This window comes from Mycobacterium sp. NGS40 (genome assembly GCF_059812735.1).
The window spans coordinates 58,562-78,964 of record NZ_JCALDG010000018.1 but is presented as its reverse complement, the minus strand read 5'-3'; the positions used below and the strand labels follow the sequence as shown (position 1 = coordinate 78,964).

General features: G+C 66.3%; 23 protein-coding genes and 4 tRNA genes. 13 read left to right on the top strand and 14 right to left on the bottom strand.

Annotated features, from left to right (window positions below; genetic code table 11):
* Nucleotides 1–81: 81 nt before the first annotated feature.
* The 3 genes from AC5Y5O_RS24090 (at nt 82) to AC5Y5O_RS24080 (ending at nt 2,970) form a co-directional block, all read left to right on the top strand.
* Nucleotides 82–2,061: a serine/threonine-protein kinase PknD gene (locus tag AC5Y5O_RS24090; RefSeq protein ID WP_500027757.1), complete on the top strand. Its 1,980-nt coding sequence runs from the start codon at nt 82–84 to the stop codon at nt 2,059–2,061.
* A gap of 70 nt (nt 2,062–2,131) precedes the next feature.
* Nucleotides 2,132–2,605, top strand: coding sequence for a GtrA family protein (locus AC5Y5O_RS24085; protein WP_096291020.1), 474 nt, complete (start codon nt 2,132–2,134; stop codon nt 2,603–2,605).
* Nucleotides 2,606–2,616: 11 nt separating this feature from the next.
* Nucleotides 2,617–2,970, top strand: coding sequence for a VOC family protein (locus AC5Y5O_RS24080; protein WP_090601366.1), 354 nt, complete (start codon nt 2,617–2,619; stop codon nt 2,968–2,970).
* Between the two features lie 22 nt (nt 2,971–2,992).
* Here the strand turns inward: AC5Y5O_RS24080 and phoU are convergent, their stop codons facing one another.
* Nucleotides 2,993–3,667 carry a phosphate signaling complex protein PhoU gene (gene phoU, locus AC5Y5O_RS24075; RefSeq protein WP_096286478.1) on the bottom strand — a complete coding sequence of 225 codons (675 nt, stop codon included), beginning with the start codon at nt 3,665–3,667 and terminating at the stop codon, nt 2,993–2,995.
* Nucleotides 3,668–4,424: 757 nt separating this feature from the next.
* Between phoU and AC5Y5O_RS24070 the strand changes: the two genes are divergently transcribed.
* From AC5Y5O_RS24070 to AC5Y5O_RS24055, 4 genes are all read left to right on the top strand, one after another.
* Nucleotides 4,425–4,598: a hypothetical protein gene (locus tag AC5Y5O_RS24070; RefSeq protein ID WP_165796344.1), complete on the top strand. Its 174-nt coding sequence runs from the start codon at nt 4,425–4,427 to the stop codon at nt 4,596–4,598.
* A gap of 540 nt (nt 4,599–5,138) precedes the next feature.
* On the top strand, nt 5,139–5,465 hold the full coding sequence (locus AC5Y5O_RS24065; RefSeq protein WP_243393845.1) for a hypothetical protein: 327 nt from the start codon (nt 5,139–5,141) through the stop codon (nt 5,463–5,465).
* 12 nt (nt 5,466–5,477) lie between these two features.
* Nucleotides 5,478–7,151, top strand: coding sequence for an alpha/beta hydrolase (locus tag AC5Y5O_RS24060; RefSeq protein ID WP_096286480.1), 1,674 nt, complete (start codon nt 5,478–5,480; stop codon nt 7,149–7,151).
* A gap of 115 nt (nt 7,152–7,266) precedes the next feature.
* Entirely contained in the window at nt 7,267–7,758 is a 492-nt protein-coding gene (locus AC5Y5O_RS24055) for a hypothetical protein (RefSeq protein ID WP_500027753.1), read from the top strand.
* A gap of 16 nt (nt 7,759–7,774) precedes the next feature.
* On the opposite strand, the gene AC5Y5O_RS24050 is transcribed toward AC5Y5O_RS24055, so the two are convergent.
* The 7 genes from AC5Y5O_RS24050 to AC5Y5O_RS24020 form a co-directional block, all read right to left on the bottom strand.
* A complete protein-coding gene (locus AC5Y5O_RS24050) occupies nt 7,775–7,918 on the bottom strand; it encodes a hypothetical protein (RefSeq protein ID WP_500027751.1) in 144 nt (47 codons plus the stop codon).
* Between the two features lie 164 nt (nt 7,919–8,082).
* The gene (locus AC5Y5O_RS24045) at nt 8,083–8,331 is read right to left on the bottom strand and encodes a hypothetical protein (protein ID WP_096286484.1); all 249 of its coding nucleotides are present in this window, start codon (nt 8,329–8,331) and stop codon (nt 8,083–8,085) included.
* 159 nt (nt 8,332–8,490) lie between these two features.
* Nucleotides 8,491–8,952, bottom strand: coding sequence for an Rv1419 family lectin (locus AC5Y5O_RS24040; protein ID WP_096286486.1), 462 nt, complete (start codon nt 8,950–8,952; stop codon nt 8,491–8,493).
* 56 nt (nt 8,953–9,008) lie between these two features.
* Complete coding sequence (locus AC5Y5O_RS24035; protein ID WP_096286488.1) at nt 9,009–9,416, bottom strand: hypothetical protein; 408 nt, start codon at nt 9,414–9,416, stop codon at nt 9,009–9,011.
* A 116-nt stretch (nt 9,417–9,532) separates the two neighbouring features.
* Nucleotides 9,533–9,607, bottom strand: a tRNA-Val gene (locus tag AC5Y5O_RS24030).
* A 16-nt stretch (nt 9,608–9,623) separates the two neighbouring features.
* A tRNA-Cys gene (locus tag AC5Y5O_RS24025) sits at nt 9,624–9,694 on the bottom strand.
* 28 nt (nt 9,695–9,722) lie between these two features.
* A tRNA-Gly gene (locus tag AC5Y5O_RS24020) sits at nt 9,723–9,795 on the bottom strand.
* Between the two features lie 180 nt (nt 9,796–9,975).
* Between AC5Y5O_RS24020 and AC5Y5O_RS24015 the strand changes: the two genes are divergently transcribed.
* Nucleotides 9,976–10,047 (top strand) — tRNA-Val (locus AC5Y5O_RS24015).
* 29 nt (nt 10,048–10,076) lie between these two features.
* Here the strand turns inward: AC5Y5O_RS24015 and espB are convergent.
* Nucleotides 10,077–11,450: an EspB family ESX-1 secretion system-associated protein gene (espB, locus tag AC5Y5O_RS24010; protein ID WP_096286490.1), complete on the bottom strand. Its 1,374-nt coding sequence runs from the start codon at nt 11,448–11,450 to the stop codon at nt 10,077–10,079.
* 147 nt (nt 11,451–11,597) lie between these two features.
* The gene (locus AC5Y5O_RS24005) at nt 11,598–12,236 is read right to left on the bottom strand and encodes a TetR/AcrR family transcriptional regulator (protein ID WP_096286492.1); all 639 of its coding nucleotides are present in this window, start codon (nt 12,234–12,236) and stop codon (nt 11,598–11,600) included.
* 281 nt (nt 12,237–12,517) lie between these two features.
* Here AC5Y5O_RS24005 and AC5Y5O_RS24000 point away from each other — a divergent pair, with 281 nt between their 5' ends.
* Together AC5Y5O_RS24000 and AC5Y5O_RS23995 are read left to right on the top strand one after the other, a co-directional pair.
* A complete protein-coding gene (locus tag AC5Y5O_RS24000; RefSeq protein WP_096291022.1) occupies nt 12,518–12,808 on the top strand; it encodes a hypothetical protein in 291 nt (96 codons plus the stop codon).
* A gap of 51 nt (nt 12,809–12,859) precedes the next feature.
* Nucleotides 12,860–13,696 carry an enoyl-CoA hydratase/isomerase family protein gene (locus AC5Y5O_RS23995; RefSeq protein ID WP_096291023.1) on the top strand — a complete coding sequence of 279 codons (837 nt, stop codon included), beginning with the start codon at nt 12,860–12,862 and terminating at the stop codon, nt 13,694–13,696.
* Between the two features lie 13 nt (nt 13,697–13,709).
* On the opposite strand, the gene AC5Y5O_RS23990 is transcribed toward AC5Y5O_RS23995, so the two are convergent.
* The 4 genes from AC5Y5O_RS23990 to AC5Y5O_RS23975 form a co-directional block, all read right to left on the bottom strand.
* On the bottom strand, nt 13,710–14,510 hold the full coding sequence (locus AC5Y5O_RS23990; protein ID WP_096286494.1) for an MBL fold metallo-hydrolase: 801 nt from the start codon (nt 14,508–14,510) through the stop codon (nt 13,710–13,712).
* Between the two features lie 50 nt (nt 14,511–14,560).
* Nucleotides 14,561–14,962 (bottom strand): RidA family protein, encoded by a 402-nt coding sequence (locus AC5Y5O_RS23985; RefSeq protein ID WP_096286496.1) that lies wholly within the window; start codon nt 14,960–14,962, stop codon nt 14,561–14,563.
* Between the two features lie 33 nt (nt 14,963–14,995).
* Nucleotides 14,996–16,561: a long-chain-fatty-acid--CoA ligase gene (locus tag AC5Y5O_RS23980; RefSeq protein ID WP_096286498.1), complete on the bottom strand. Its 1,566-nt coding sequence runs from the start codon at nt 16,559–16,561 to the stop codon at nt 14,996–14,998.
* Nucleotides 16,562–16,781: 220 nt separating this feature from the next.
* Nucleotides 16,782–17,711 (bottom strand): LysR family transcriptional regulator, encoded by a 930-nt coding sequence (locus tag AC5Y5O_RS23975; protein WP_500027747.1) that lies wholly within the window; start codon nt 17,709–17,711, stop codon nt 16,782–16,784.
* A 103-nt stretch (nt 17,712–17,814) separates the two neighbouring features.
* Between AC5Y5O_RS23975 and AC5Y5O_RS23970 the strand changes: the two genes are divergently transcribed.
* The 3 genes from AC5Y5O_RS23970 (at nt 17,815) to AC5Y5O_RS23960 (ending at nt 20,398) form a co-directional block, all read left to right on the top strand.
* Complete coding sequence (locus AC5Y5O_RS23970; RefSeq protein WP_096286500.1) at nt 17,815–18,603, top strand: SDR family NAD(P)-dependent oxidoreductase; 789 nt, start codon at nt 17,815–17,817, stop codon at nt 18,601–18,603.
* Between the two features lie 17 nt (nt 18,604–18,620).
* Complete coding sequence (locus tag AC5Y5O_RS23965) at nt 18,621–19,553, top strand: catalase family peroxidase (protein WP_096286502.1); 933 nt, start codon at nt 18,621–18,623, stop codon at nt 19,551–19,553.
* A gap of 80 nt (nt 19,554–19,633) precedes the next feature.
* Nucleotides 19,634–20,398, top strand: a complete 765-nt coding sequence (locus AC5Y5O_RS23960; protein ID WP_096291025.1) for a sulfite exporter TauE/SafE family protein — start codon at nt 19,634–19,636, stop codon at nt 20,396–20,398.
* The last annotated feature ends 5 nt before the right edge of the window (nt 20,399–20,403 follow it).

The window sequence follows — 20,403 nt, the reverse complement described above, 5'->3', positions numbered from 1 at the left end:
AGCGGATTACCGGGAACCGCCCGTCGACAGGCGGACAGAACTTGACCCTCAAACGACGGCTCGGCTGGGTATGGTGAGCCCGTGGAGGGAAGGGAGTTCGGTCGCTACCGGCTCGTCGAGTTGTTGGGCCGGGGCGATCTGGGGGAGGTGTGGCGCGCGCACGACACCGAGACCGGCAATCGCACTGCCGCGATCAAGCTGCTCCCGCCACAGCTGGCTGCCGATCCGGCGATCGCTGAGCAGTTCCGCCGGGAGGCGGCCGCGGCGGCACGGCTGAACAACCCGCACATCGTTCCCATCCACCACTACGGCGAGATCGGCGACCAGCTCTACATCGACATGGAGCTCATCGACGGGCGCAACCTGCAAGAGGTGTTGGCCAACGGGCCGCTCGAACCGGCTCGCGCGGTGGGCATCATCGGGCAGGTGGCTGACGCATTGCATGCCGTGCACGAGATCGGCCTGGTGCATGGCGATGTCAAACCCTCCAACATCCTGATTGATCGCCACGACTTCGCTTACCTCGTCGATCTCGGGATCGCCCGGCTGGCGCCCTGGTACGAAACGCGGTTGACGAACTCCGACAACGAGGTCGTCAGTTGGCATTACATGGCGCCGGAGCGATCCGGGGCCCGCGAGGCCGACGCCCGCGCCGACATCTACTCGCTGGCGTGTGTGCTCTATGAATGCCTGACCGGGCAGCCGCCCTTCGCCGGGGACACGTGGCTGTTCGCCGCACACCTGAGCACCCCGCCGCCGCGACCGTCCGTCACCCGGCCCGGCGTGCCCCCGCGCCTCGACGACGTCATCGCCACCGGGATGGCCAAAGACCCTGCCAACCGGTATGCCACCACGGTTGCGCTGGCCGACGCCGCGCACGACGTCATCACCGCGACCACGCGGGAACCGGCCAGGGCCAGACATGCGCTGTCGGATAAGCAGGCGCAATCCGCGCCCCCACCGGAGCCGGAGCCCAACCCCGCCGCGAACGGGTACCCCGCGGAGCCCGCACCGCCCGTCAGTTCGCATCTCGCTAAGCCGCCGCCACCGGTCACCTCGTATCTCGCGGTCGAGGCGGCACCCGCCGACGAACCGTCAGATCTCGAACCGTTCCAGCAGCCGTGGCCCGACGACGCCGATACCCCGGCGCGGCGCCCGTGGTTGCGCCGACCGGTCATCGTGGTTCCAGCCGCGCTGGCGCTCGCGGCCGCCGTCGTGCTCGCCTTCATCGTCATCGCCGGCCAGTTCGAAACCCATGACGTCAAGCCGTCCAATCAACATCGCGATCCCTCGTACGGCGCGCAGGTCACATTGCCGTTCACCGGGCTTGGCCACCCCGCGGATGTGGAGGTCGACCCCGCCGGCAACGTTTACGTCGCCGACGACATGAACAACCGGGTGCTCAAACTGGCGCCGGGCTCCAACGCTGCGATCGAACTTCCCTTCATCGGCCTCAACTCGCCGGAGGGTGTGGCGGGGGATGGCGCCGGGAACCTGTATGTCGCTGACACCAACAACAATCGGGTGCTCAAGCTGCCGGCCGGCTCGAGCACCCCGATCGTGTTGCCGTTCACCGGCCTGCACCGGCCTCAGGGTGTGGCGACGGATGGAGCGGGCGCTCTCTATCTCGCCGACACCGACGCCAATCGCGTGCTGGAGCTGCCGGCCGGCTCGAGCACCCCGATCGAGTTGCCGTTCACCGGTCTCAACGCGCCCGAGGGTGTGGGGCTCGACAAGGTGCGCAACGTCTTCGTCGCCGACTCGGGCAACAGCCGGGTGGTGAAGCTGGAGGCGGACTCAAACCGCCAGAGCGTGGTGCCGTTCAGCGGCCTGTTGACCCCCGGCGACCCCAGCGGCGTCGCGGTGGACGACGGGGGCGACATCTTCGTCACCGACTACACCGACAACCGGGTGCTGAAGATGGACGCCGCGACGCAGCGGCAGAGCGTGCTGCCCTTCGTCGGGCTCAACCACCCCAGCGGTATCGCGGTGGACAAGGCCGCCAACCTCTACGTCACCGACTACACCGGCGACCGGGTCGTCAAGCTGCCCGCGAAGTGATGCACCCGGGCGAGCGAAGAGTTGGCCAAGTGCTCACGTGGCCGAAACCCGGTCATGGCACGGTGACCGCGTGACAGCCGAATCGCGGGTCAGCCAGTCGCGCGCGGTCGATCGATTCCACAAGTCCTGTGAGGCGGTCGTCAGTCGGCTTCCGTTCGGGCTCAGTTCGATCATCGCCCCGACGTTCCTCGGCTTCTGCGTGATCAACGGCTTCACCTTCAGCGTTGATCTCGTGCTGCTCACCACGCTGCGCGACGGCCTCGACCTTCCGGTGCCGATTGCCGTGACCGTCTCCTACGCGTGTGCCTTCGCGCTGAGCTACGTGCTCAACCGCACCTTCAACTTCCAGTCCCACGGGGCGGTCGGCTCGCAGCTCGCGGTCTACGTCGTCGTGGTGGTCGTCAATTACCTGGCCTTCATCCTCGGCGTGACCACGCTGTTGTCGGCTATCGGGCTGCAGTACCAACTGTCGCGAATCGTTGCGGGCATGTGCGAAGCGGTGTACATGTATAGCGCGATGCGGTGGGTGGTCTTCCGCCGCTGACTGGAGGCACCGTGAGCGAGCACGAAGTAAAGATGATCATCCTGTCGACCGACGACTTGGACGAGTCGATCCGGTTCTACAGCGAGACCCTGGGCATGGCGCTGAAGTTCCGCGACGGCGCCCACTTCGCCGCCCTCGACGGCGGGCCGGTCACCCTCGCCCTGGCGACCGACGTCGACCATCCCATACCCGGGCAAGTTGTCGTGGGTATCAAGACCGCCGATGTCGACGCGGCGGCCAAGGCCGTGGAGGCCAGCGGCGGCGGCATCGTGAAGGGCCCGTACGACGACGCCCACGAGCGCCGTGCCGTGGTCTACGACAACAAAGGCAACGGTGTGGTCTTCTACAAGCCGTTGGCTCGCTGAACAACGCGCGGCCACAACGGCATCACGCGGTGTGATGCCGCTCGAGTTGAGGTTGGCCGCCGTGGGAACCGGTGGCCTGGAAGATAATCCGCTGTCCCACTTTCACGGCGTGATCGGCGAACCGTTCGTAGTAGCGGCTCAACAGCGTGCTGTCGACCGCGGCGGGGACGCTGTGCGACCACTTCCGGTCCATCAGGATGGTGAATACGAGTCGGTGTAGCTCGTTCATCGCATCGTCGTCGTGGGCCAGTTCGGCGGCTTGCTCCGCGTTTCCGGACAGCACGACCCTCCTCGCGTTCCGGCTGAGATCCACGGCGATGCGGCCCATTTCGGCGAAGTAGGGCTTGATGTCGTCCGGGATTGCGGTGCAGGGGTGCCGCAGCCGGACGGTATCGGCGACATGCAGCGCCAGGGCGGCCATGCGATAGACGTCGGCGACGTTTTGCAGGCTAGCGAGAATGGCCCTTAAGTCGCCGGCGACCGGAGCCTGCAGGAGCAGCAGGGTGTAGGCGTCATTCTCGATATCGGTAGCCCGGACGATGACGTCCGGGTGCGCGCTGATCACGCCTTCGGCCAAGACGATGTCCGCGCCCAGCAGGGCCTCGGTGGCCTGGGCCATCGCGGTGCCGGTGAGATCGCACATGTCGGCGATGCTGCGCCGCAGTGCGTCGAGCTGGTGATGGAACGCGGTCCGCATGGTCGACTAGCTGTTCGCGTCGGACGCCCAGCCGATCGCCACCAGGCGACGCGGTATGCGATCGAGGTCGGTTCGGACGAACTCCACCCTGAGACTCATGGCTCGCGGATGCCACCATTCGGTCCCGCTAAACGTCAACGTTCGAAAGCGGTCGGCGACGGTGCGGCGAAGCCTCTGACCTGCGCAGTCCTGGGCACGAGCGGTCCGATCTTCGGATCCGCGGAAGAACTCGCGAAAAACGGCACGCGGATCGCGGGCGAAAGCTAGCATCGTTTAATGGCCGACGAGGCGGCCACCGGGCGGATCCTCGGTGGCCGCTTCACTTAATTTTCCGGCCGGCATCCCTGAACTCTGGTTAGCGCAGGCTGTCACGCTGCGGCCGAGTTTGCCTGTGTCCCAAAGCTATTGCGGGAGCCTGTAATGGCTCTCCGGCGTTCGCGCTGACGATGGCTGTTGCATCCCCTCCGGCCGGACGCCACGGCGGGTGTCCCGGCGCCGCAGGCCAGGCGTCGGCATCGCCTCGGTCTCTTAGCACACGACGCGGCGGGTCGTCTTGCCGAAATGGGCTAATCATTGAAATTTCTGATCCGCTCAAGTCCCGCGAGCAACTGATCTTGATCGTCATAAGTATTGATCTTGATTTATTTTGCATTTGAACTTGACGTTGATGACAATTTGGTCCATTTTTGTTGATTAGACGCCTTGAGTTGGTGGTATATACGTCGCAATTAATTCAGGGTTGGGTGGGAGGTCAGAAATGGAGACGGTCGCAGCGCTGTTTGTGGCGTCAGTGGGAGCGTTCCTGTTGACGATCGGGATCGGCAGTGCCGACTGCACCAGCCAATGCTTCGGCAACGGCGCCGGAATGCAGTGCACCTCATGTGACTCTCCCAAGGACGGCGAGAGCCGGATGGCCACCCTCTTCGAGTAGGAATCTGCTGCTCAGAGCTCTTTTCCATATCTTCGTCCGCTGCCGCCGGGGGGTCGGCGCCGGTGTGGACGGCCCCACCCAAACAACTCTTGCCCACCCACGTTCGCGCGTGGGACTGCCGCACCCGCCGACTCGCCGGGAATGGTGGCCTGTGGCGGGTGTGACATTTGAGGCGACCAATAAATAATTGATAAATCCCGGAGTCTGTTATTTCCGCGTAATCCGTACAGCGGAATTCCCAATGCTCATTCACAAATCCCTCAGTCTGCCCTGATCATGAAATACATACCGGGTCGCTCTTATTCACGTGTTGAACGGGCCGTAAGCAAATCGTTTAGTTTGCAATCGCCGCGAAGTTCATACCTGGGGGCTCTGTTCGCCGGTTGAGTTACAACCTTCGGCATGTTGATCGGCGCGCCGGCGCCGGCGCCCGGGCCCCGGACACCCGCTGCCTGCACAAGGGTGAAGTGCGTTCGGCGCCCTGCGTGCTTACTCTCCGCAGATGCCAGCGGGATCGCTTGCCGGGAAGGGGATCCGACGGTGTCTGACATCAGCATCGATGTGGAACAGTTGACGGTTTCGGGAAGGCGGGTGAGTGACCAGGCCGAGGATCTGGCGGCAGGGTTCCTCACGGCCGACAACCGGATCGAGGCGGCTCAGTACGGTTGGGCCGGTACGTCGGCGCTGGCGCTGAGCGCCAGGGCGGCGCGCTGGCTGCCGGAGTCGCGGGTGCTGGTGGGCAAGGTCGGCGATCACGGATTCGCGCTGCAAGATGCCGCGGTCCTGCATGCGGCGGCCGAGGCGGAGCGAGCGCGCGCACTCGCCGGGGTCGCTGCCAGGGCTGCCGCGGTCAGTGGCCGCGGCTGAGAACAGTGGGGTATGGCCTTATCGGTCGCAGACATTGACCGCTGGAACACCGAAGCGGTGCGCGAGGTGTTTCACGCGGCCTCCGCGCGCTCGCAGAGCGCCTTCGGCGCCTCGCGTGAGTTGGCGACGCTCTCGGTGTTCGCCGGCTGGGAGGGTGCGTCCCGCGACGCCGCCGCACACCAGAATGCGGCGGTGCGGCAAGATCTCGACGCGCATGGGAACGAAGCCCTCGCCGTCGCGCAGGCCGCCGAGAAGGCCGCCGGCGGCATCGACAAGGTCAAGGCCGAGCTCGCGACGTTGCGGGCGGACGTGGCCGCGGCTCGGCTGCAAGTCGACGCCGCCGCCAGTCAGGTGGTGGCGATTCCTGCGCTGCGTTACACCGCGGCCGAGTGGGCGAAGATGCAGACGCAGCGCGCCGAGTTGCAAACCCGATTGGACGCGATCGTGGCCGAGGCTGACGCCGTCGACCAGGAGTTGGCGTCGGCCATCAATATGGCCGACGGCGACGCGCCCATTCCGCCTGGGCCGCATGACAACCGGCCCGACGTGCAACGGGCATTGGAGCAACCGCTGCCGCAGGATCCCAAGCAGTTCGCCGACCTGTGGAACAAGCTCACGCCGCAGGAAAAGGACTGGCTGTACAGCCAGGACCACAACATCGGCAATCACCCCGGCATGCCGTGGGACCCGCAGGATCATCTCGGCAAGGATCACTACAACCGGCTTCATCTGCCCGAGTTGCAGCAGCAGACGCAAGCCGACGTCGACCGTCTGCAGCACCGCGTCGACGAACTGGCGGCCCAGATCTACATGGGCGATCACACCGAAGCGACGACCGGCGAATTCAACGCACTTGCGCCCCAACTATTGGCGGCCCGGCACAGCCTCGAGGGGTACCAGGCGGTGCAGACGGCGTTGAACCGCAACGACGGCGTGCGGCGCTACCTCGGCCTGATCGACAACCAGGGCCACGGGGCGGTCGCGATCGCAAACCCCGACTACGCCCGGCGTAATGCGATCCTGGTGCCCGGCACCGGGCAAGACCTCGCGACCTTCGAAGGCAGCGACCTGAAGTCTTTGGCGATGTACAACTCGGCGATGGCGGCCGACCCGAACCTGAGGCCGGGCGATGTCGCGGTGACGACGTGGATGGGTTACGACCGTCCGATGGATCTTGTCGAGGCGGCCTGGCCCGACCGGGCCCGCGCCGGTGCGGGCGCATTGGACGCGTTCGAGAGCGGGCAGCGCGCATCGCACGTGGGCACGCCGTCGATCGACACGGTGATCGGGCACAGCTACGGCTCGACGCTGGTCGGTGCGGCCGCATCTGGAAGCCATCATCTGGACGCCGACAATGTCATCGCGGTCGGCAGCCCCGGGATGCTGGTCAAGCACGCTGGTGACCTGAACCTGGATCCCGGTGCGAATGTCTATGCCATGCGCGCCCGCAATGACATCATCGAGTTGGTGACCGACATGACGCTGGGGCACGATCCGACCGCCGACGACTTCGGTGCGACGCGGCTGTTCGCGGCTGCCGGGCCGAGCAGTGACCCGCTCGGGGTGACGCCGAGCGTCGCGGCCCACAGCAGCTACTGGAGCGAGGGGAACCCGGCGCTGCTCAATCTGGGCGCCGTGATCGCCGGTGTGCCACCGCCCCAGGCCATTCCGAGCGGGGGAGGCTAAACGCATGCGCCGTACGTGTGCTCTGTTGATGGTCATGCTCGTCGTTGCCTGTGGCCACGAACGCCCGCTAGGACCACCCACGCCGACCGGTGCTACGCCCATTGGAGGACCACCCGTGGAATCAACGCCACCGTCACCGCCCGGCTGGAAACTGGAACCCGTCATCCCGAAAACCCAACAGCAGGCCCAGGATACGGTGATCGGCTACCTGAAGAAGACGCTTGCGGCGCTGCCGCCCGGGACGACGCTTGACGCCAGTCGTTACAGCGGTGGCGGCACCGTGCATCCGTGCAAGGATGTCGAAACAGGCACGCCGCCAATGGAATTCGCGACCAACGGTGATCTGACGCTGCCGGCCGGCGTTGACACGAACACGATCGTCGCCAAGGCCGGAGACATCTGGAAGAGCTGGGGCTGGCAGGTGTACGAGCGGGACGGCTTCTACAAGCCCAATCGATTTGGTTATGCGCCCGACGGTTACATCCTGCAAATCATCGCCCGGTATCAGCCCGGTTATGCCCCGACGCTGCAGGGTGTCTCGCCGTGTTTCCCGCCCGACCTGCCCGCGGAGCGCAGCCCCTTCCCGACGATCCTGACGGGCTCCTGAGTCCAGTCGGGTTGGCTCAGTCGCCCCACTCATCGTCGTCGAGGACGTCGACGGTCAGGTCGTTGTCGGCGGCGCCTTTTGTCCCGTAGGCGAACGTGATCAAGGTGCGCTCGTCGGGAAGGGCCTCGACGGCGACGACGGTGGCACGCCCGATCTTCATTCGTATCCGGTCGCCTGGCCTCAACTCGTCGACGCGCTTAAGGGGCACAGCGTGTGGCACCCCCCTACCCAGACCCGCCGATGACGTCGGCGGGGCACAACTGCATTATGGCAGCTCGAATAGCTGCTGCCGCAACTGAAGTCGTCGGATCTAGGCTCGCAGCGTCAACGGCGCCGGACGCCGTCGCGATGGTCGTCGCCGTCTTCGTCCCAGTAGGCCCACTCGGGCAGCGGTGTTGTCGGCATAGCGCCGAGCGCGGACGCCTCATATCCGGGTTGGATGCGGTGGCTCGTCCAGCGCGGATCGAACCGATTCGCGCGCGAGCGCCGAATGCCGCGGGCGATCAGCGCGGCGGTACCGCCGACGACGAAGGCGATCAGCGCGACCTTGAGGACTAGGAGCAGCAGCGGCATGTCTCATCCGTCCTCTCGTAGCAACAACGCGGGCCATCCGATCCCACCTGCGCGAGTCTAGGATCGTTTCGGGCGGCGAGCTATTCACCTCTCGGCTGACGGAACAGCAGTCGCTGGATGAGCGAATTGAAATCTCGTAACGCAGTGTGCGTCAACGTATTACGCAACGATATCCCAACCTTGCGCCGGATCATCGCCGCAATAGCGGGTGGACACCCAAGTCCCAGGGCCGGGTCCGCCGAGGACGGTAAGACAGAGCATCCCGGGATCGGTTGAGAAGTGGCCGTTGGGGTCGATATTCCAGTTCAGGTTCCACATCCCGGTACAGGGCGCTAGGTGGGCAAACATGCCGTGACCCGCCGGATTGACCAGACAACCCCCGCCGAGTGCCACGTTCTGCAGCTGCCGCCCGATGAGATTCCAGCGTTGGGAGTCCGAACCATTGCACGGGTTGACCACCACCGCGGCGTACCAGTTCCCGCCCGGTGCGTCCAGACACGCATCGCCGAGCCTGCTTTTCACCTGGACCGGGCCATCGGCGTTCGCCGCACCAGCGTTCAACACCGCGACACCGAGCACCACGCTGACGACAGCAAGTGCTCGACCGTTGATCAATCGCACTGTGGGCTCCTTGCTCAGCCGTCGATGTGACGCCGCTCGGCGAGGCGCGCGCCATCTCACGGCAGACCGAGTTTCGTCGCCTTCATGTCGAGGTAGGGATGGGCCATGCGTGGATCGACGCCGGCCTTGGTCGCAGCGGTCTGTGTGCCCTCTTCACTGCGGTGCAAAATGACGTGGTTGCGCTCGGTGGGGGTCAGTGAATCGAACCATCCATCAAGCTTGTGGCCGGCCTCCTCGAGGTTTGCCCTCACTGAGTCGTCGAGCTTCCAGCTGGACGTGCCGCTCCACTGTGTTTCGTCGACGACCGTTTGCTCTATCCCGTGCTGTTTGACTTGGGCGAGAATGCGTTCGACGAACTGAGATATCAGAGACTGGCGCGGGTTGTTCAGCAGGTTGACCCGGTCGTGCAGATTGAGCGTGTAGAACCACGACAGGTCCACCGGTCGCGCGGGAAATTCGGGCATGGCCAAACGGTAGCCCAGGGTTGGCAGCGTGTGCTGACTTGAACGGTCGGGTCGGCGGTTGGCGATCCGGCCGGAGACTTGAACAGCCAAATAGCTGGATTGAACTGCAGTAATACTGGTGCGCGATACTGGGATTGAACCAGTGACCTCTTCCGTGTCAGGGAAGCGCTCTCCCGCTGAGCTAATCGCGCTGGGAGAAAAATTCGGAGGTGGAGACGGGAATCGAACCCGTGTGCACGGCTTTGCAGGCCGTTGCCTCACCACTCGGCCACTCCACCGCGGGGGTTGATGCCATGTGCACCTTCGAGCGGATGACGGGATTCGAACCCGCGACCCTCACCTTGGCAAGGTGATGCGCTACCAACTGCGCTACATCCGCGCGCAACGGGCGAGATCGTCGCCCGGTGCGAAGGAAGACGATAGTCCACCTGAGCGGGCGTGCACAAATCTCTAGGCCGTTGTCGCTCTAGGCTATCGGGCGACCCCTGGGGGCGCACACGGCATGTACTGGACACTCGCCGTTCGTGCTAGTCTTCTCCCTCGTTCGCCTCTCGGCGCCGGTCCCGTGGCTCAGTGGAAGAGCGTCCGCTTCACACGCGGAAGGTCGCTGGTTCGATCCCAGCCGGGACCACAGACAACGGCCCGCATAATCCGAGCGTTTTACGAAGCCCGGCGCCGGCCGATCACGCCCTCGGTCCACGCCCGGTCCTCGGTGTAGATCGCCTCGTCGCCATGCTGCACGCGCTTGCCCTTACCGCCCTCCTGACCGTGGTTGGCAGGCGCGGCGCCCATCGGCATGCCCATGCCACCGCCCTTGTTCAGCGCCGCGTAAGCGGCCGGGATCGGGACCCCTCCGGCGGTGATCGGTCCGGGCCGGGACACCGCTGTGGAATCCTGCGCGAGCTGTAGTGGCGTCTTGGGCATCGCCGGCAGCCCGGCGCCGCCGGCTCCGACCGACGCCGGCTTGAGCCCGGCCCCTTTGGGCAGATCGGGCACCACCTTGAGGTTTTTCGAGTCCTTGGTCAGCGTCGCGTCGGTCGGCATCGACGGCGTCGCGCCCGACGGCAGCATGGGCATGGCACCCCCGAGCGACGGTAGTCCGCCGTCCGGTACGGGCAGCGGCTCGAGTCCAGGACCAGGCCGCAGATCGGGTGCGGACGGCACATCGATCTGGTAGGCGACCGGGGGCCGTGGCGGATTCACCGGACCCAGCTCGACGCGCTGCTCGTATTCGGCCAGCACCGCCTCCGACTTCGCCTGGTACTCCGCGTAGACCCGTAGCAGCGCCGGCTTCCCCCATCGTTCCCAGCCCGGCACCGACTGGTTCGATATCCATCGCTCGTCGAGCTGACGCAGCTTCTCGAGGCTGGGATGCTCACTGACCGCCCAGCGGTGCGCGGCAACCAGGTTTCGGGCCTGGGTGGACAGCTGGCCGCACAGTCTCGCCATGTGGTCGAGCCAATTGCGATCCAGATCGAAGTGCCGCTCGACGGCGTCGCTCGCCTCGCTGTCCCAATCCGAGAACGGCCGGAACCGAAAGCTGGCCTGCGACAACGTCCGCAGGTACGCCGCCCACTCGTCGGCGAAGGCGAGGAGAGACCTGCCCTGGTCGCCCTGCATCAAGGCCTTCGCGGCCTCCTTGACCGGGTAGTAGGGGATCGGGTCCAACCCGCGCAGCGAAACCGTGCTGGCCAGCATCGCCGGCTCGGCGTCGTCGGGCTCCGCGTGCGCGGGCGCGGCCGCGGCCACCGGGGTGTCATTGTCCAGCGCGTCGGCGGCCAGCGCGTCGATGTCCTCGTAGGCCTTGGCGGCGTTGCGCAGCGATTGCGCGAGTCGTGCGTGCTCGCGTTCGCCCGCGTGCAGATAAATGCGCATGTTGTCGGCGGAGAAGGCGAGTTGTTGGGCCGCCCGGGTGGCCAGCTCAAGGGCGCAGGGCGCGTGGCCGTTGTCGGAGGGAACGCCCGCGATGGGGGCTTCCAGCTCGCCGGCTCGGGCCACCAGCTCGGCATGCTCCACGTTCAGTGTCTTCGTCATCGCGATTCGTCTCCTGGCTGCTCAGGTCGGGCGGTCGGTGTGGTTATCGCTTGATAACTAGAACAAAGGTTATCAGCTGATAACCGAATGTCAAGCGTCGGCGAGCCCGATATGTTTGAGCGATTGCTGCGGCCGAGGCCGCGGCGGTTAAACGCTGATGTTCGGCCGGGCGGCCTGAATGTCCAAAGCGTCTGCGGCAGAACGGATTTCAGGTAAACGGGCCTGGTCGGTCAACAGTCCGATCATGGCGAACTCCACGATCTCGTCCGGGCTGACCGTCAGTTGCGGGGTCAGCGCGTCGAACAGCGCCTGCAGGAGTCTCGATGCCGAGATCGGGTTCATCGCGCGCACGTCGCCTTCGGCCTGCGCCGTTTCGACCAGATCGGCAAGCGCCTGCTCGATCTTCGACGCCAGGGCCTGCTCCGCGGTGAAGCTGTCCTGCCACAGGTCCGGAGTCGCGATGACCGAGACCACCACTTCGGGCGAGGCGTGCAGGTGGTCCAGAGATTCCCGCAACATGCGGTGCAGCTTGACGACGGCCGGCGCGGGCAGCGTCGCGAGCTCGTCGGCCAGCTCGCTCGGCCACTCCAGGGCCAGCCGGACCAGCGCCGCGAAGATGTCGCTCTTGGCCTTGAAGTGCTTGTAGAGGGCCGGCTGCTCGACGCCGACGGCGGCCGCGATGTCCCGGGTCGAGGTGGCGGCATATCCCTGCTTGGCGATCAGCTCAGCGGCGGCACGCAGGATGCGAACCTTGGTCGGGCTCGGCTGCTTGGCATCTGCGGGCATGGGGCTGAGGTTAGCCGTAACCCCGGCACGCCCGCGGCAGCTGCCCCGGCCGCAAACGCCGACAGCCCCTACTCACGCCGGACGGTAAGCATGACTTCCTCAAGGCTAATCAGCAGGGGGACAGCGGATTACGGCGAGGCCGCTGTCCACTTCATCGGCAACACCACCACCCTGATGCGTTGCCACCTCGCCCACGGCGAGACCTACACGTTTAAGCCCGGCGCGTCACGACAACAATGAGAGAGCACGAGCGCCAGACCAAGACCCCTAAGGAGCAGACGATGAGTAACCAAGAAGGGATCGGCATTCTGAAACTCGAGTGCCCGCAAAGCCATCCCGTCGGCAGAATCCTCAAGGAAGCCCCGCATCAGCAGGTCGTCTTCGACCCCGGGGTGCAGGTCGGGCCGCGTCGATTCTGGCCGGACGAGCAGGACCAGCCGCAGTTCGCCACGCGCTGCCCGCAGTGTGACCGGGCCGTCGGAGACGCCTCGACCACGCTGCAGGACAAGCACCGCAACCTCGTCATGAGCATGTCCGAGACCACCGAGGTCGCCACGCTGCCGTTCGTCTAGGGCCCTCGCGCATACTGTAAGAGTTTCAGTAGCGTGATCCTGGAGGAGCCCGTGGCGCAGACCCCGACATCGCAGAGCACGCCCCGGCCCCCGGACGGGGATTGGCTGGGCACCCCGTATCTGTCGTTCGAGCGCCAGGGACCGATCGCGGTGTGCACGATCGATCGTCCCGAGGCGCGTAACGCGTTGACGCCCGCGATGTACTTCGGAATCCGTTACGCCGTAGGCCTTGTCAACTCGGACCCGGGGCTGGCCGGCTTGCTGATCACCGGCACCGGGGACGTGTTCGCGCCCGGCGGTGACATGACCGGGGGCGGCGGCGTCGACGATTGGATCACCTTCGGCGCCGCGCTGGGCATGGACGTCACGCCGTTCGACGCGGTGCGGACCTCCGCCAAGCCGATCGTCTCCGCCGTCAACGGGCTATGCCAGGGCGGCGGCATGCAGATCGCGCTGTGCAGCGACCTGTCCGTGGTGAGCGAGCGGGCGACCTTCCGGGTGCCCGAGCTGTTCCGTGGCTACGCCGACACCTACTACAGCCAGATGCTGCTGCGTCTGGTCGGGCCGGTCCGCACCCGCGACCTGATGTTCACCGGACGGGTGCTCACCGCCGGGGAAGCGCTCGACTGGGGCCTGGTCACCCGGGTGGTGCCGCATGACGATCTGCTGGCCACCGCCCGCGACCTGCTCGCCCAAAGCTGCCGGACCGCGCCGCGCGCCCGCAACGTGATCAAGTCCAGCATCGACAGCTACCTGGGCCTCTACGACCGCATCGGCATGACCAGCAGCCTGATGGATGCCGAGGCGCGGGAAGGGGTGCGCGCATTCATGCAGCGGCGCTCGCCGGACTGGGTGCATCCGGAGTTGCGGACGCAGGGCCGCCTCTGAGGCGGCCGCACCGCTACTTCAGGTCGATCCACTCGCCGTGCGGAGCCGTGTGCAGCACCCGCTTGATGCCCGCCTGGTCGAATGCCGCGGCAAGTTCGCTCGGCCCCTCGCTGAAGTGGGCCCAGCCGTCGACGTGGGCCGGGATCACCACCTTGACCCCGAGCACCTCGGCGGCCGCGGCCGCACGCGCGGAGGTCAGGGTCAGCGGGCGCCCGCGCTCTTTGGCCGGCACGGTCGCGGCGCCGGCGAACAGCACCGCGACGTCGATCTCGCCGATCCGATCGGCCACCTCGGCGACCACGCTCATCGAGGCGTTGTCGCCGCTGAGATAGATGGTGGGCAGCCCGGGCCCGTACAACACGAAACCCGTCACCTCGCAGTTGACGTTGCCCTCCATGTCGCGCATCCCGTCGGCCGGACCGTGCACGGCCGGAACGGCTTGTGCCGCAACACGTCCGGGCCCACCCGGCAAGTAATACGACTGCCAGGGCTTCAACCCGACCGCCGGCGGCCCGAAGCGCCCGGCCGCCCCGGGATTGGTGACGATCAGCGGCGCGGCCTCTGCCATCCGGCGGCCCGCGTCGTCCAGATTGTCGGGGTGCTGGTCGTGGCTGATCAGCACCACGTCGACCTGCCCGAGGTCGTCGGCGCTCACGGCCGGACCGGTGAGCTTGTTCAGATAGTCATGAGGACCCGGCGGGTCGAAGGTCGGGTCCATCACGATCCGGCGGCCCGCGATATCGATCACCGTCGTGGGTCCACCCAGCACCGCGATCGCGCCGTCCCGTCGCTTCGCGTCGACTATCTCGCCCATGTCGCCCCTGATTGCATTCGCGGAGAATCGATATCGGGTCGAAGAGCAGGCTATAACATCGCCGGACGGCGGACGGCGGTGACTTCGACTTCGACCCGGATATCGGGCCAGACCAGCGCCGGGACCACCGCGAGCATGAACACGGGTTCGTGTCGGATCACCGACGAGCGCACCGCCGCGTAGGCCGGAATGTCCGCCGCGTCGGTCAGCCACTGCCGCACGCTGACGATGTCGGACAATCTCGCCCCGGCCCGGCTCAGCGCTTCCTCGACGTTGCGCCATGCCTGGGTGGCTTCCTCGGTGAAGTCCTTGGGCAGCGTTCCGTCCGGACGCAGTCCGGGCGTGCCGGAGGTGTAGATGACCTCAGAGCCCGCGGGCACGCGTACCGCGTCGGCGTACCTGCCGATATGAGCGGCGACGCCGGTGTTGACGGATTCGAACGGCCTGCTCATATCGCCCTTTCGTTGTGGATCGTGCAGCCGGCGTCATACCTTGCGGGCGTGATCCTTCCAATATGGTTCGCGGAGCTGGTTTTTCAGAATCTTGCCGCTGGCGTTGCGGGGCAGCTCGTCGGCGAAATCGACCGTGCGCGGGCACTTGTAAGCGGCCATCCGCTGCCGGCAGAACTCGATGATCTCGGCGGGTTCCAGGCCGGGGCCGACGACGATCGCCTTGACGGACTCGCCCCATTGGTCGTCGGGTACCCCGATGATCGCGGCGTCGGCGATCCCGGGATGCTCCAGCAGCACGCTTTCCACCTCGGGCCCGTACACGTTCTCGCCGCCGGTGATGATCATGTCCTTGAGACGGTCCTCGATGAACAGGTAGCCGTCGGCGTCGAGACGTCCGATGTCACCGGTGCGCAGCCAGTCGTCGGCGGTGATGGTGTCGGCGGTGGCTTCGGGCCGATTCAGGTAGCCGATCATGCGCTGATCGCTGCGCACCCAGACCTCACCGGACTCGCCGTGTGGCAGCTGCTCGCCCGACTCCGGATCGACGATGCGAATCTCGTTGCCCTGAGCGGCTTTTCCGGCTGACATGAGCAGTTCGGGCCGGCTGGAATTGCGGTGGTCGTCGGCGTCGAGCGCCGCGATCGCGCCGCACAGCTCGGTCTGTCCGTACACCTGCACGAAGTTCATCTCGGGCCAGGCCGCGAGCGCGCGCTGCAGCAGCGGCACCGGCATCGGGGCCGCTCCGTAGACCAGGTAGCGCAGACCCGACATCGCGCCGATAGCGGCCTCGCCGGCGTCCAGGAACCTGGCAATCACCGGGGGCACCAGAAAGGCATGCGTCGCACCGGCTTTCACAGCGCCAATCAGCGTCGCGGCCTCGGGCTCGCGGGTCAGGAACGTCGGCGCGCCGGCCCGGATGCCGAAGAACGCATACGCGATACCGCCGACGTGGAACAGCGGCATGGCAACGAGGTTGGCGTCGCCGTCCGAGAACGGAAACGGCGGCGACAGATTGATGATGTGGTTGACCAGCGCCCGCTGGGTCAGCTGAACACCCTTCGGGCGACCTGTGGTGCCGGAGCTATAGATCGTGATCGCGGCATCGGTGTCGGCGACCTCGGGATCGACCTCGACGGGTGACGCGGCGGCGAGCAAGGATTCGTATTCGTCCTGGGCGCCGCCCACCACGATGACGCGCTGCACGCCGGGGACTTTCGCGCGGATCGCCTCGACCGTCGGCGCCAGCTCGGCACCGACGACAAGCACCTGCGCGCCGCTGTCGTTGAGCACGTGGACCAGCTCGTCGCCGATCACCCGCCAGTTGACGATCGTGGCCACCGCGCCGATCGACGTGGCGGCCAGCAGGGTTTCCAGACAAGCGGGGTGATTCTTGTCCAGGAATGCCACCACCTGGGCGCGCCGCAAACCCGCGGCCCGCAGCGCCCCGGCCGTCTGGCGAATCCGCGACGCCCACTGTGCCCACGACCACTGCCGCTCGCCGAAGTGGATCGCGACGTCGTCAGGCCGGCGCGCCGCATGCTGCTCGACCATGCCGACCAGCGTCTCCGTCGTTCCGGTGTTGACGTCGGCTGGTGGCATGGTTTCTCCGCTCATCGAAAAATTCCTGGGTCCCCGGGTGCAGTCAAGCCAAGGGTAGTCACCGTGTCCACGACGAGTTTCGTGAGAGTAGGAACCCGCCCTCCGGACCCGCGATCTCCTACGCTTGAGGAAGCCGCGCCGGGTGTGCGGCCCCCGGCCGATGGGAAGCCGATTCTCGGGGGTACCCGGACGCTACGGTTTCACCGCGTCAGCCGCGTAATTACGCGGTTGCCAAGGTGATTCGCGACCGGTAGGGATCGGTGAAGGGCAGCCAGGCCTCGTCCAGCTCGGGCACTTCCGCTTCGGCCGTCAGCGCGTCGATCACCCCACGCACGGTTTCACGGTTCTCGATGCGCCGCCACACCAGCGACCACGTCCAAAAAGGCGCGGGCGCGACGATCGGGCGCTGCACGAGATCTGCCGGCAACGCCACGGTTTGCACCTTGGGCGAGGCGAGCACCGGTCGGCCCAGCCGCCGCACATGCTCGAAAAACATTGGGGCAGCAAGGCCCCCGTCACTGATTCGCACCGAGCGAGCGCCGGTCTCCCTGGCGAACTGTTCCCCATACCGGTTCCACGAGAACCAGCTGCCGGAGTCGGCGTCGAGCAGCACCACTGCGTCGGACGCCTCGACCGGGGAGGCATCCGATCCGACGCTGACCGTGTAAAGCTGCTCGGCGCCAATAAGATGCGCGTTCAGGCCGTGCCGGTCCAGGTCGGAGGCGCGTACCCCGCAGATCGCCAGATCGACGCCGCCCTCGGCCACCCGGGCGACCTGCGCGTGCGACGGCAGCACCCACGTGTCGATGTGCACCTTCGCGACCGCCGAGGTCCGATCGGTCAGGTCCGGGGGAAGCCACTGCGCATAGCCGATCCGCACGGGTTCGGCCAGCGACAGCCCGATTGCCGACCGGCGCAACTGATCTGCCTGATCGAGCAGCGTGCGGGCCGACGGAAGCAGCGCCGCTCCCGTTGCTGTGAGGGTGACCGAGCGCCGGTCGCGATCGAACAGTCGTACCCGCAGATCCCGCTCGAGGACCTTGATCTGCTGCGAAAGTGACGGTCCGGCAATGCATAAGCGCTTCGCGGCCCGACCGAAATTAAGCTCTTCGGCGACCGCCACGAAATAACGAAGATGACGCAACTCCACACGGAAAATGTTAGTGCGACAGTGGGAGTCATGGCCTAGCAGAATCGCGATGACAACGTATGTAACCATTGCTGGGCAAACCCTCGGATAAAGGAATCAACACATGGTCAATGTTGATCGCGCCCGTCATCGCACTTTCGTCGTGACGGGTGCGGCGTCGGGCATCGGCCTGGCTACCGCGCGGCGGCTGATAGCCGAAGGCGGCACCGTGATCGGAGCCGACCTGGAATCTCCGCCCGACTTGGGACCCGACTTCCACTTCGTCACGGCCGACGTGACCGACGAAACGGCCATCCAGGCCGTGCTCGCCGCGGTGCCGGGCCGCCTCGACGGCGTCTTCCACGCGGCCGGTGTTGCCGGCGGCGGCCCGGTCCATCTGCTCGACCGCACGGAGTGGGACCGGGTGATCGGGATCAACCTCACCGGCACCTTCCTGGTCGCCAAGGCGGCCCTGGCCAAGATGATCGAACAGGACAGGGTCGACGGCGAACGCGGCTCGATCGTGACCGTCGCCAGCATCGAGGGACTGGAAGGCACCGCGGGCGGCAGCTCCTACAACGCGGCCAAGGGTGGAGTTGTGCTGCTCACCAAGAACATTGCGCTCGATTACGGCCCGAGCGGCATCCGGGCCAACGTGATCTGTCCCGGCTTCATCGACACACCGATGGCCCGAAGCGTTTTCGGCCTGCCGGGAATGGAGGGCCCGCTGGCCTCGATCACCGAGGAGCACGCGCTGCAACGGCTCGGCCGGCCAGACGAGGTCGCTGCCATGGCGGCGTTCCTGCTCTCGCTCGACGGGTCGTTCGTCAGCGGCCAGGCCATCGCCGTCGACGGCGGCTACACCGCGGGTCGCGATCACGGTGTCGTCAAACTCTTCGGCTTTCCCGAGTAGCGCCTTAAGATTCGCGCATGGTCACTCCTGACGATGCGATCGAGGCGATTCGAGGTACCGGGGGAGCCCAGCCCGGCGCTCGGGCGCTGCACGCGAAAGGCACGCTCTACCGCGGCACCTTCACCGCCACCCGGGATGGGGCGACACTGTCCCGGGCTAAGCACCTCGACGGGTCGACGGTTGCGGCGCTGGTTCGGTTCTCCAACGGATCGGGCAACCCGAAGCAGCCCGACGGTTCGCCGGGAGTGCGGGGGATGGCGGTGAAGTTCACCCTGCCCGATGGATCCACCACCGACGTGTCGACCCAGACGGCCCGGCTGTTCGTCTCCAGCAAGCCGGAGGGGTTCGTCGATCTGCTCAAGGCCATGCGGCCCAGCCTGACCACGCCGCTGCGCATGGCCAAGTACTTCATCACGCATCCGCGACTGCTCGGCGCGTTGCCAGTGGTGCGCGATGCCAACAAGGTGCCGACCAGCTATGCCACCATCGAATACCACGGCCTGCATGCGTTCCGGTGGACCAGTGCCGACGGGAACGCCAGATATGTTCGCTACCACCTGATTCCGGCCGCGGGTGAGAGCTATCTGTCGGCGGCTGACGCCCGCGACGCGGCCCCGGACTTCCTGACCGGCGAGCTGAATGCGCGTCTGGCACAAGGTCCGGTCCGGTTCGACTATCGCGTGCAGATCGCCGGACCGCAGGACTCGACGATCGACCCGTCGGCGCCGTGGCGAAGCGCCGAGACGGTCACTGTCGGCACCCTGGAAATCACCGGGCTCGATACCGAGCGCGAACACGACGGTGACATCGTCGTTTTCGACCCGATGCGAGTCACCGACGGCATCGAACCGTCCGATGACCCCGTGCTGCATTTCCGAAGCCTCGCGTATTCGGCGTCGGTCAAGCTGCGAACCGGTGTGGGCCGCGGCTCCGAAGCGCCGCCGGCCTGACAGAAACGCGCCGAGCTGCACGATTGCCGGCGCATTGCGTTGTCCGGCTAGTGTTTTTGAAAGTGTTGGCTTCGCATGTCATGTTGATCGGTCTGGCCGGGTTCGCCGCCGGCGCAATCAACGCGCTCGTCGGATCGGGGACATTGGTCACGTTCCCGACCCTCGTCGCCCTGGGCTATCCGCCGGTCACCTCCACGATGTCCAACGCTGTCGGTCTGGTCGCCGGCGGCGTTTCGGCCACCTGGGGTTACCGCGCCGAGCTGGATGGTCAGTGGGATCGATTGCGTTGGCAGATCCCGGCATCGCTGGCCGGTGCCGTGCTGGGCGCGTACTTGCTGCTGCACCTGCCGGAGAAGGTGTTCATCGAAGTGGTGCCCGCGCTGCTGGTGCTGGCCCTGCTGCTGGTGGTGGCCGGACCGCGGATCCAATCCTGGGCGCGCCGCAGGGCCGAGGCCCAGGGCCGTTCCGCCGAACACGTCTCGCCGGCGCGGTTGGCGCTGCTGGTGTTCGGCACGTTTGCCGTCGGTGTTTACGGTGGCTACTTCACCGCCGCGCAAGGCATCCTGCTGGTCGGCGTGATGGGCGCGCTCTTGCCGGAGTCGATGCAGCGCATGAACGCCGCGAAGAACCTGTTGGCCCTCGTCGTGAATATCGTTGCGGCGGTGGGCTATACGTTGGTGGCATCGGAGCGCATCAGTTGGTCGGTGGCGGCGATCATCGCAGCGAGTTCGCTGGTCGGCGGAATAGTCGGCGCGAAGTACGGCCGACGCCTGTCGCCGAACGCATTGCGCTCCACGATCGTGGTGGTGGGGCTGATCGGGCTGTATCGCCTGTTGGCCGTGTAGACCCG

Excerpts from the sequence above, each read along its gene's own strand:
- AC5Y5O_RS24060 (WP_096286480.1), top strand. The coding sequence starts at position 5,478 with ATGGCCTTATCGGTCGCAGACATTGACCGCTGGAACACCGAAGCGGTG.
- AC5Y5O_RS24035 (WP_096286488.1), bottom strand. The coding sequence starts at position 9,416 with ATGCCCGAATTTCCCGCGCGACCGGTGGACCTGTCGTGGTTCTACACG.
- AC5Y5O_RS24000 (WP_096291022.1), top strand. The coding sequence starts at position 12,518 with ATGAGTAACCAAGAAGGGATCGGCATTCTGAAACTCGAGTGCCCGCAA.
- AC5Y5O_RS24005 (WP_096286492.1), bottom strand. The coding sequence starts at position 12,236 with ATGCCCGCAGATGCCAAGCAGCCGAGCCCGACCAAGGTTCGCATCCTG.
- AC5Y5O_RS23965 (WP_096286502.1), top strand. The coding sequence starts at position 18,621 with ATGGTCACTCCTGACGATGCGATCGAGGCGATTCGAGGTACCGGGGGA.
- AC5Y5O_RS23980 (WP_096286498.1), bottom strand. The coding sequence starts at position 16,561 with ATGCCACCAGCCGACGTCAACACCGGAACGACGGAGACGCTGGTCGGC.
- AC5Y5O_RS24070 (WP_165796344.1), top strand. The coding sequence starts at position 4,425 with ATGGAGACGGTCGCAGCGCTGTTTGTGGCGTCAGTGGGAGCGTTCCTG.
- AC5Y5O_RS23985 (WP_096286496.1), bottom strand. The coding sequence starts at position 14,962 with ATGAGCAGGCCGTTCGAATCCGTCAACACCGGCGTCGCCGCTCATATC.
- AC5Y5O_RS23990 (WP_096286494.1), bottom strand. The coding sequence starts at position 14,510 with ATGGGCGAGATAGTCGACGCGAAGCGACGGGACGGCGCGATCGCGGTG.
- AC5Y5O_RS23970 (WP_096286500.1), top strand. The coding sequence starts at position 17,815 with ATGGTCAATGTTGATCGCGCCCGTCATCGCACTTTCGTCGTGACGGGT.
- phoU (WP_096286478.1), bottom strand. The coding sequence starts at position 3,667 with ATGCGGACCGCGTTCCATCACCAGCTCGACGCACTGCGGCGCAGCATC.
- espB (WP_096286490.1), bottom strand. The coding sequence starts at position 11,450 with ATGACGAAGACACTGAACGTGGAGCATGCCGAGCTGGTGGCCCGAGCC.
- AC5Y5O_RS23960 (WP_096291025.1), top strand. The coding sequence starts at position 19,634 with ATGTTGATCGGTCTGGCCGGGTTCGCCGCCGGCGCAATCAACGCGCTC.
- AC5Y5O_RS24050 (WP_500027751.1), bottom strand. The coding sequence starts at position 7,918 with ATGAAGATCGGGCGTGCCACCGTCGTCGCCGTCGAGGCCCTTCCCGAC.
- AC5Y5O_RS24045 (WP_096286484.1), bottom strand. The coding sequence starts at position 8,331 with ATGCCGCTGCTGCTCCTAGTCCTCAAGGTCGCGCTGATCGCCTTCGTC.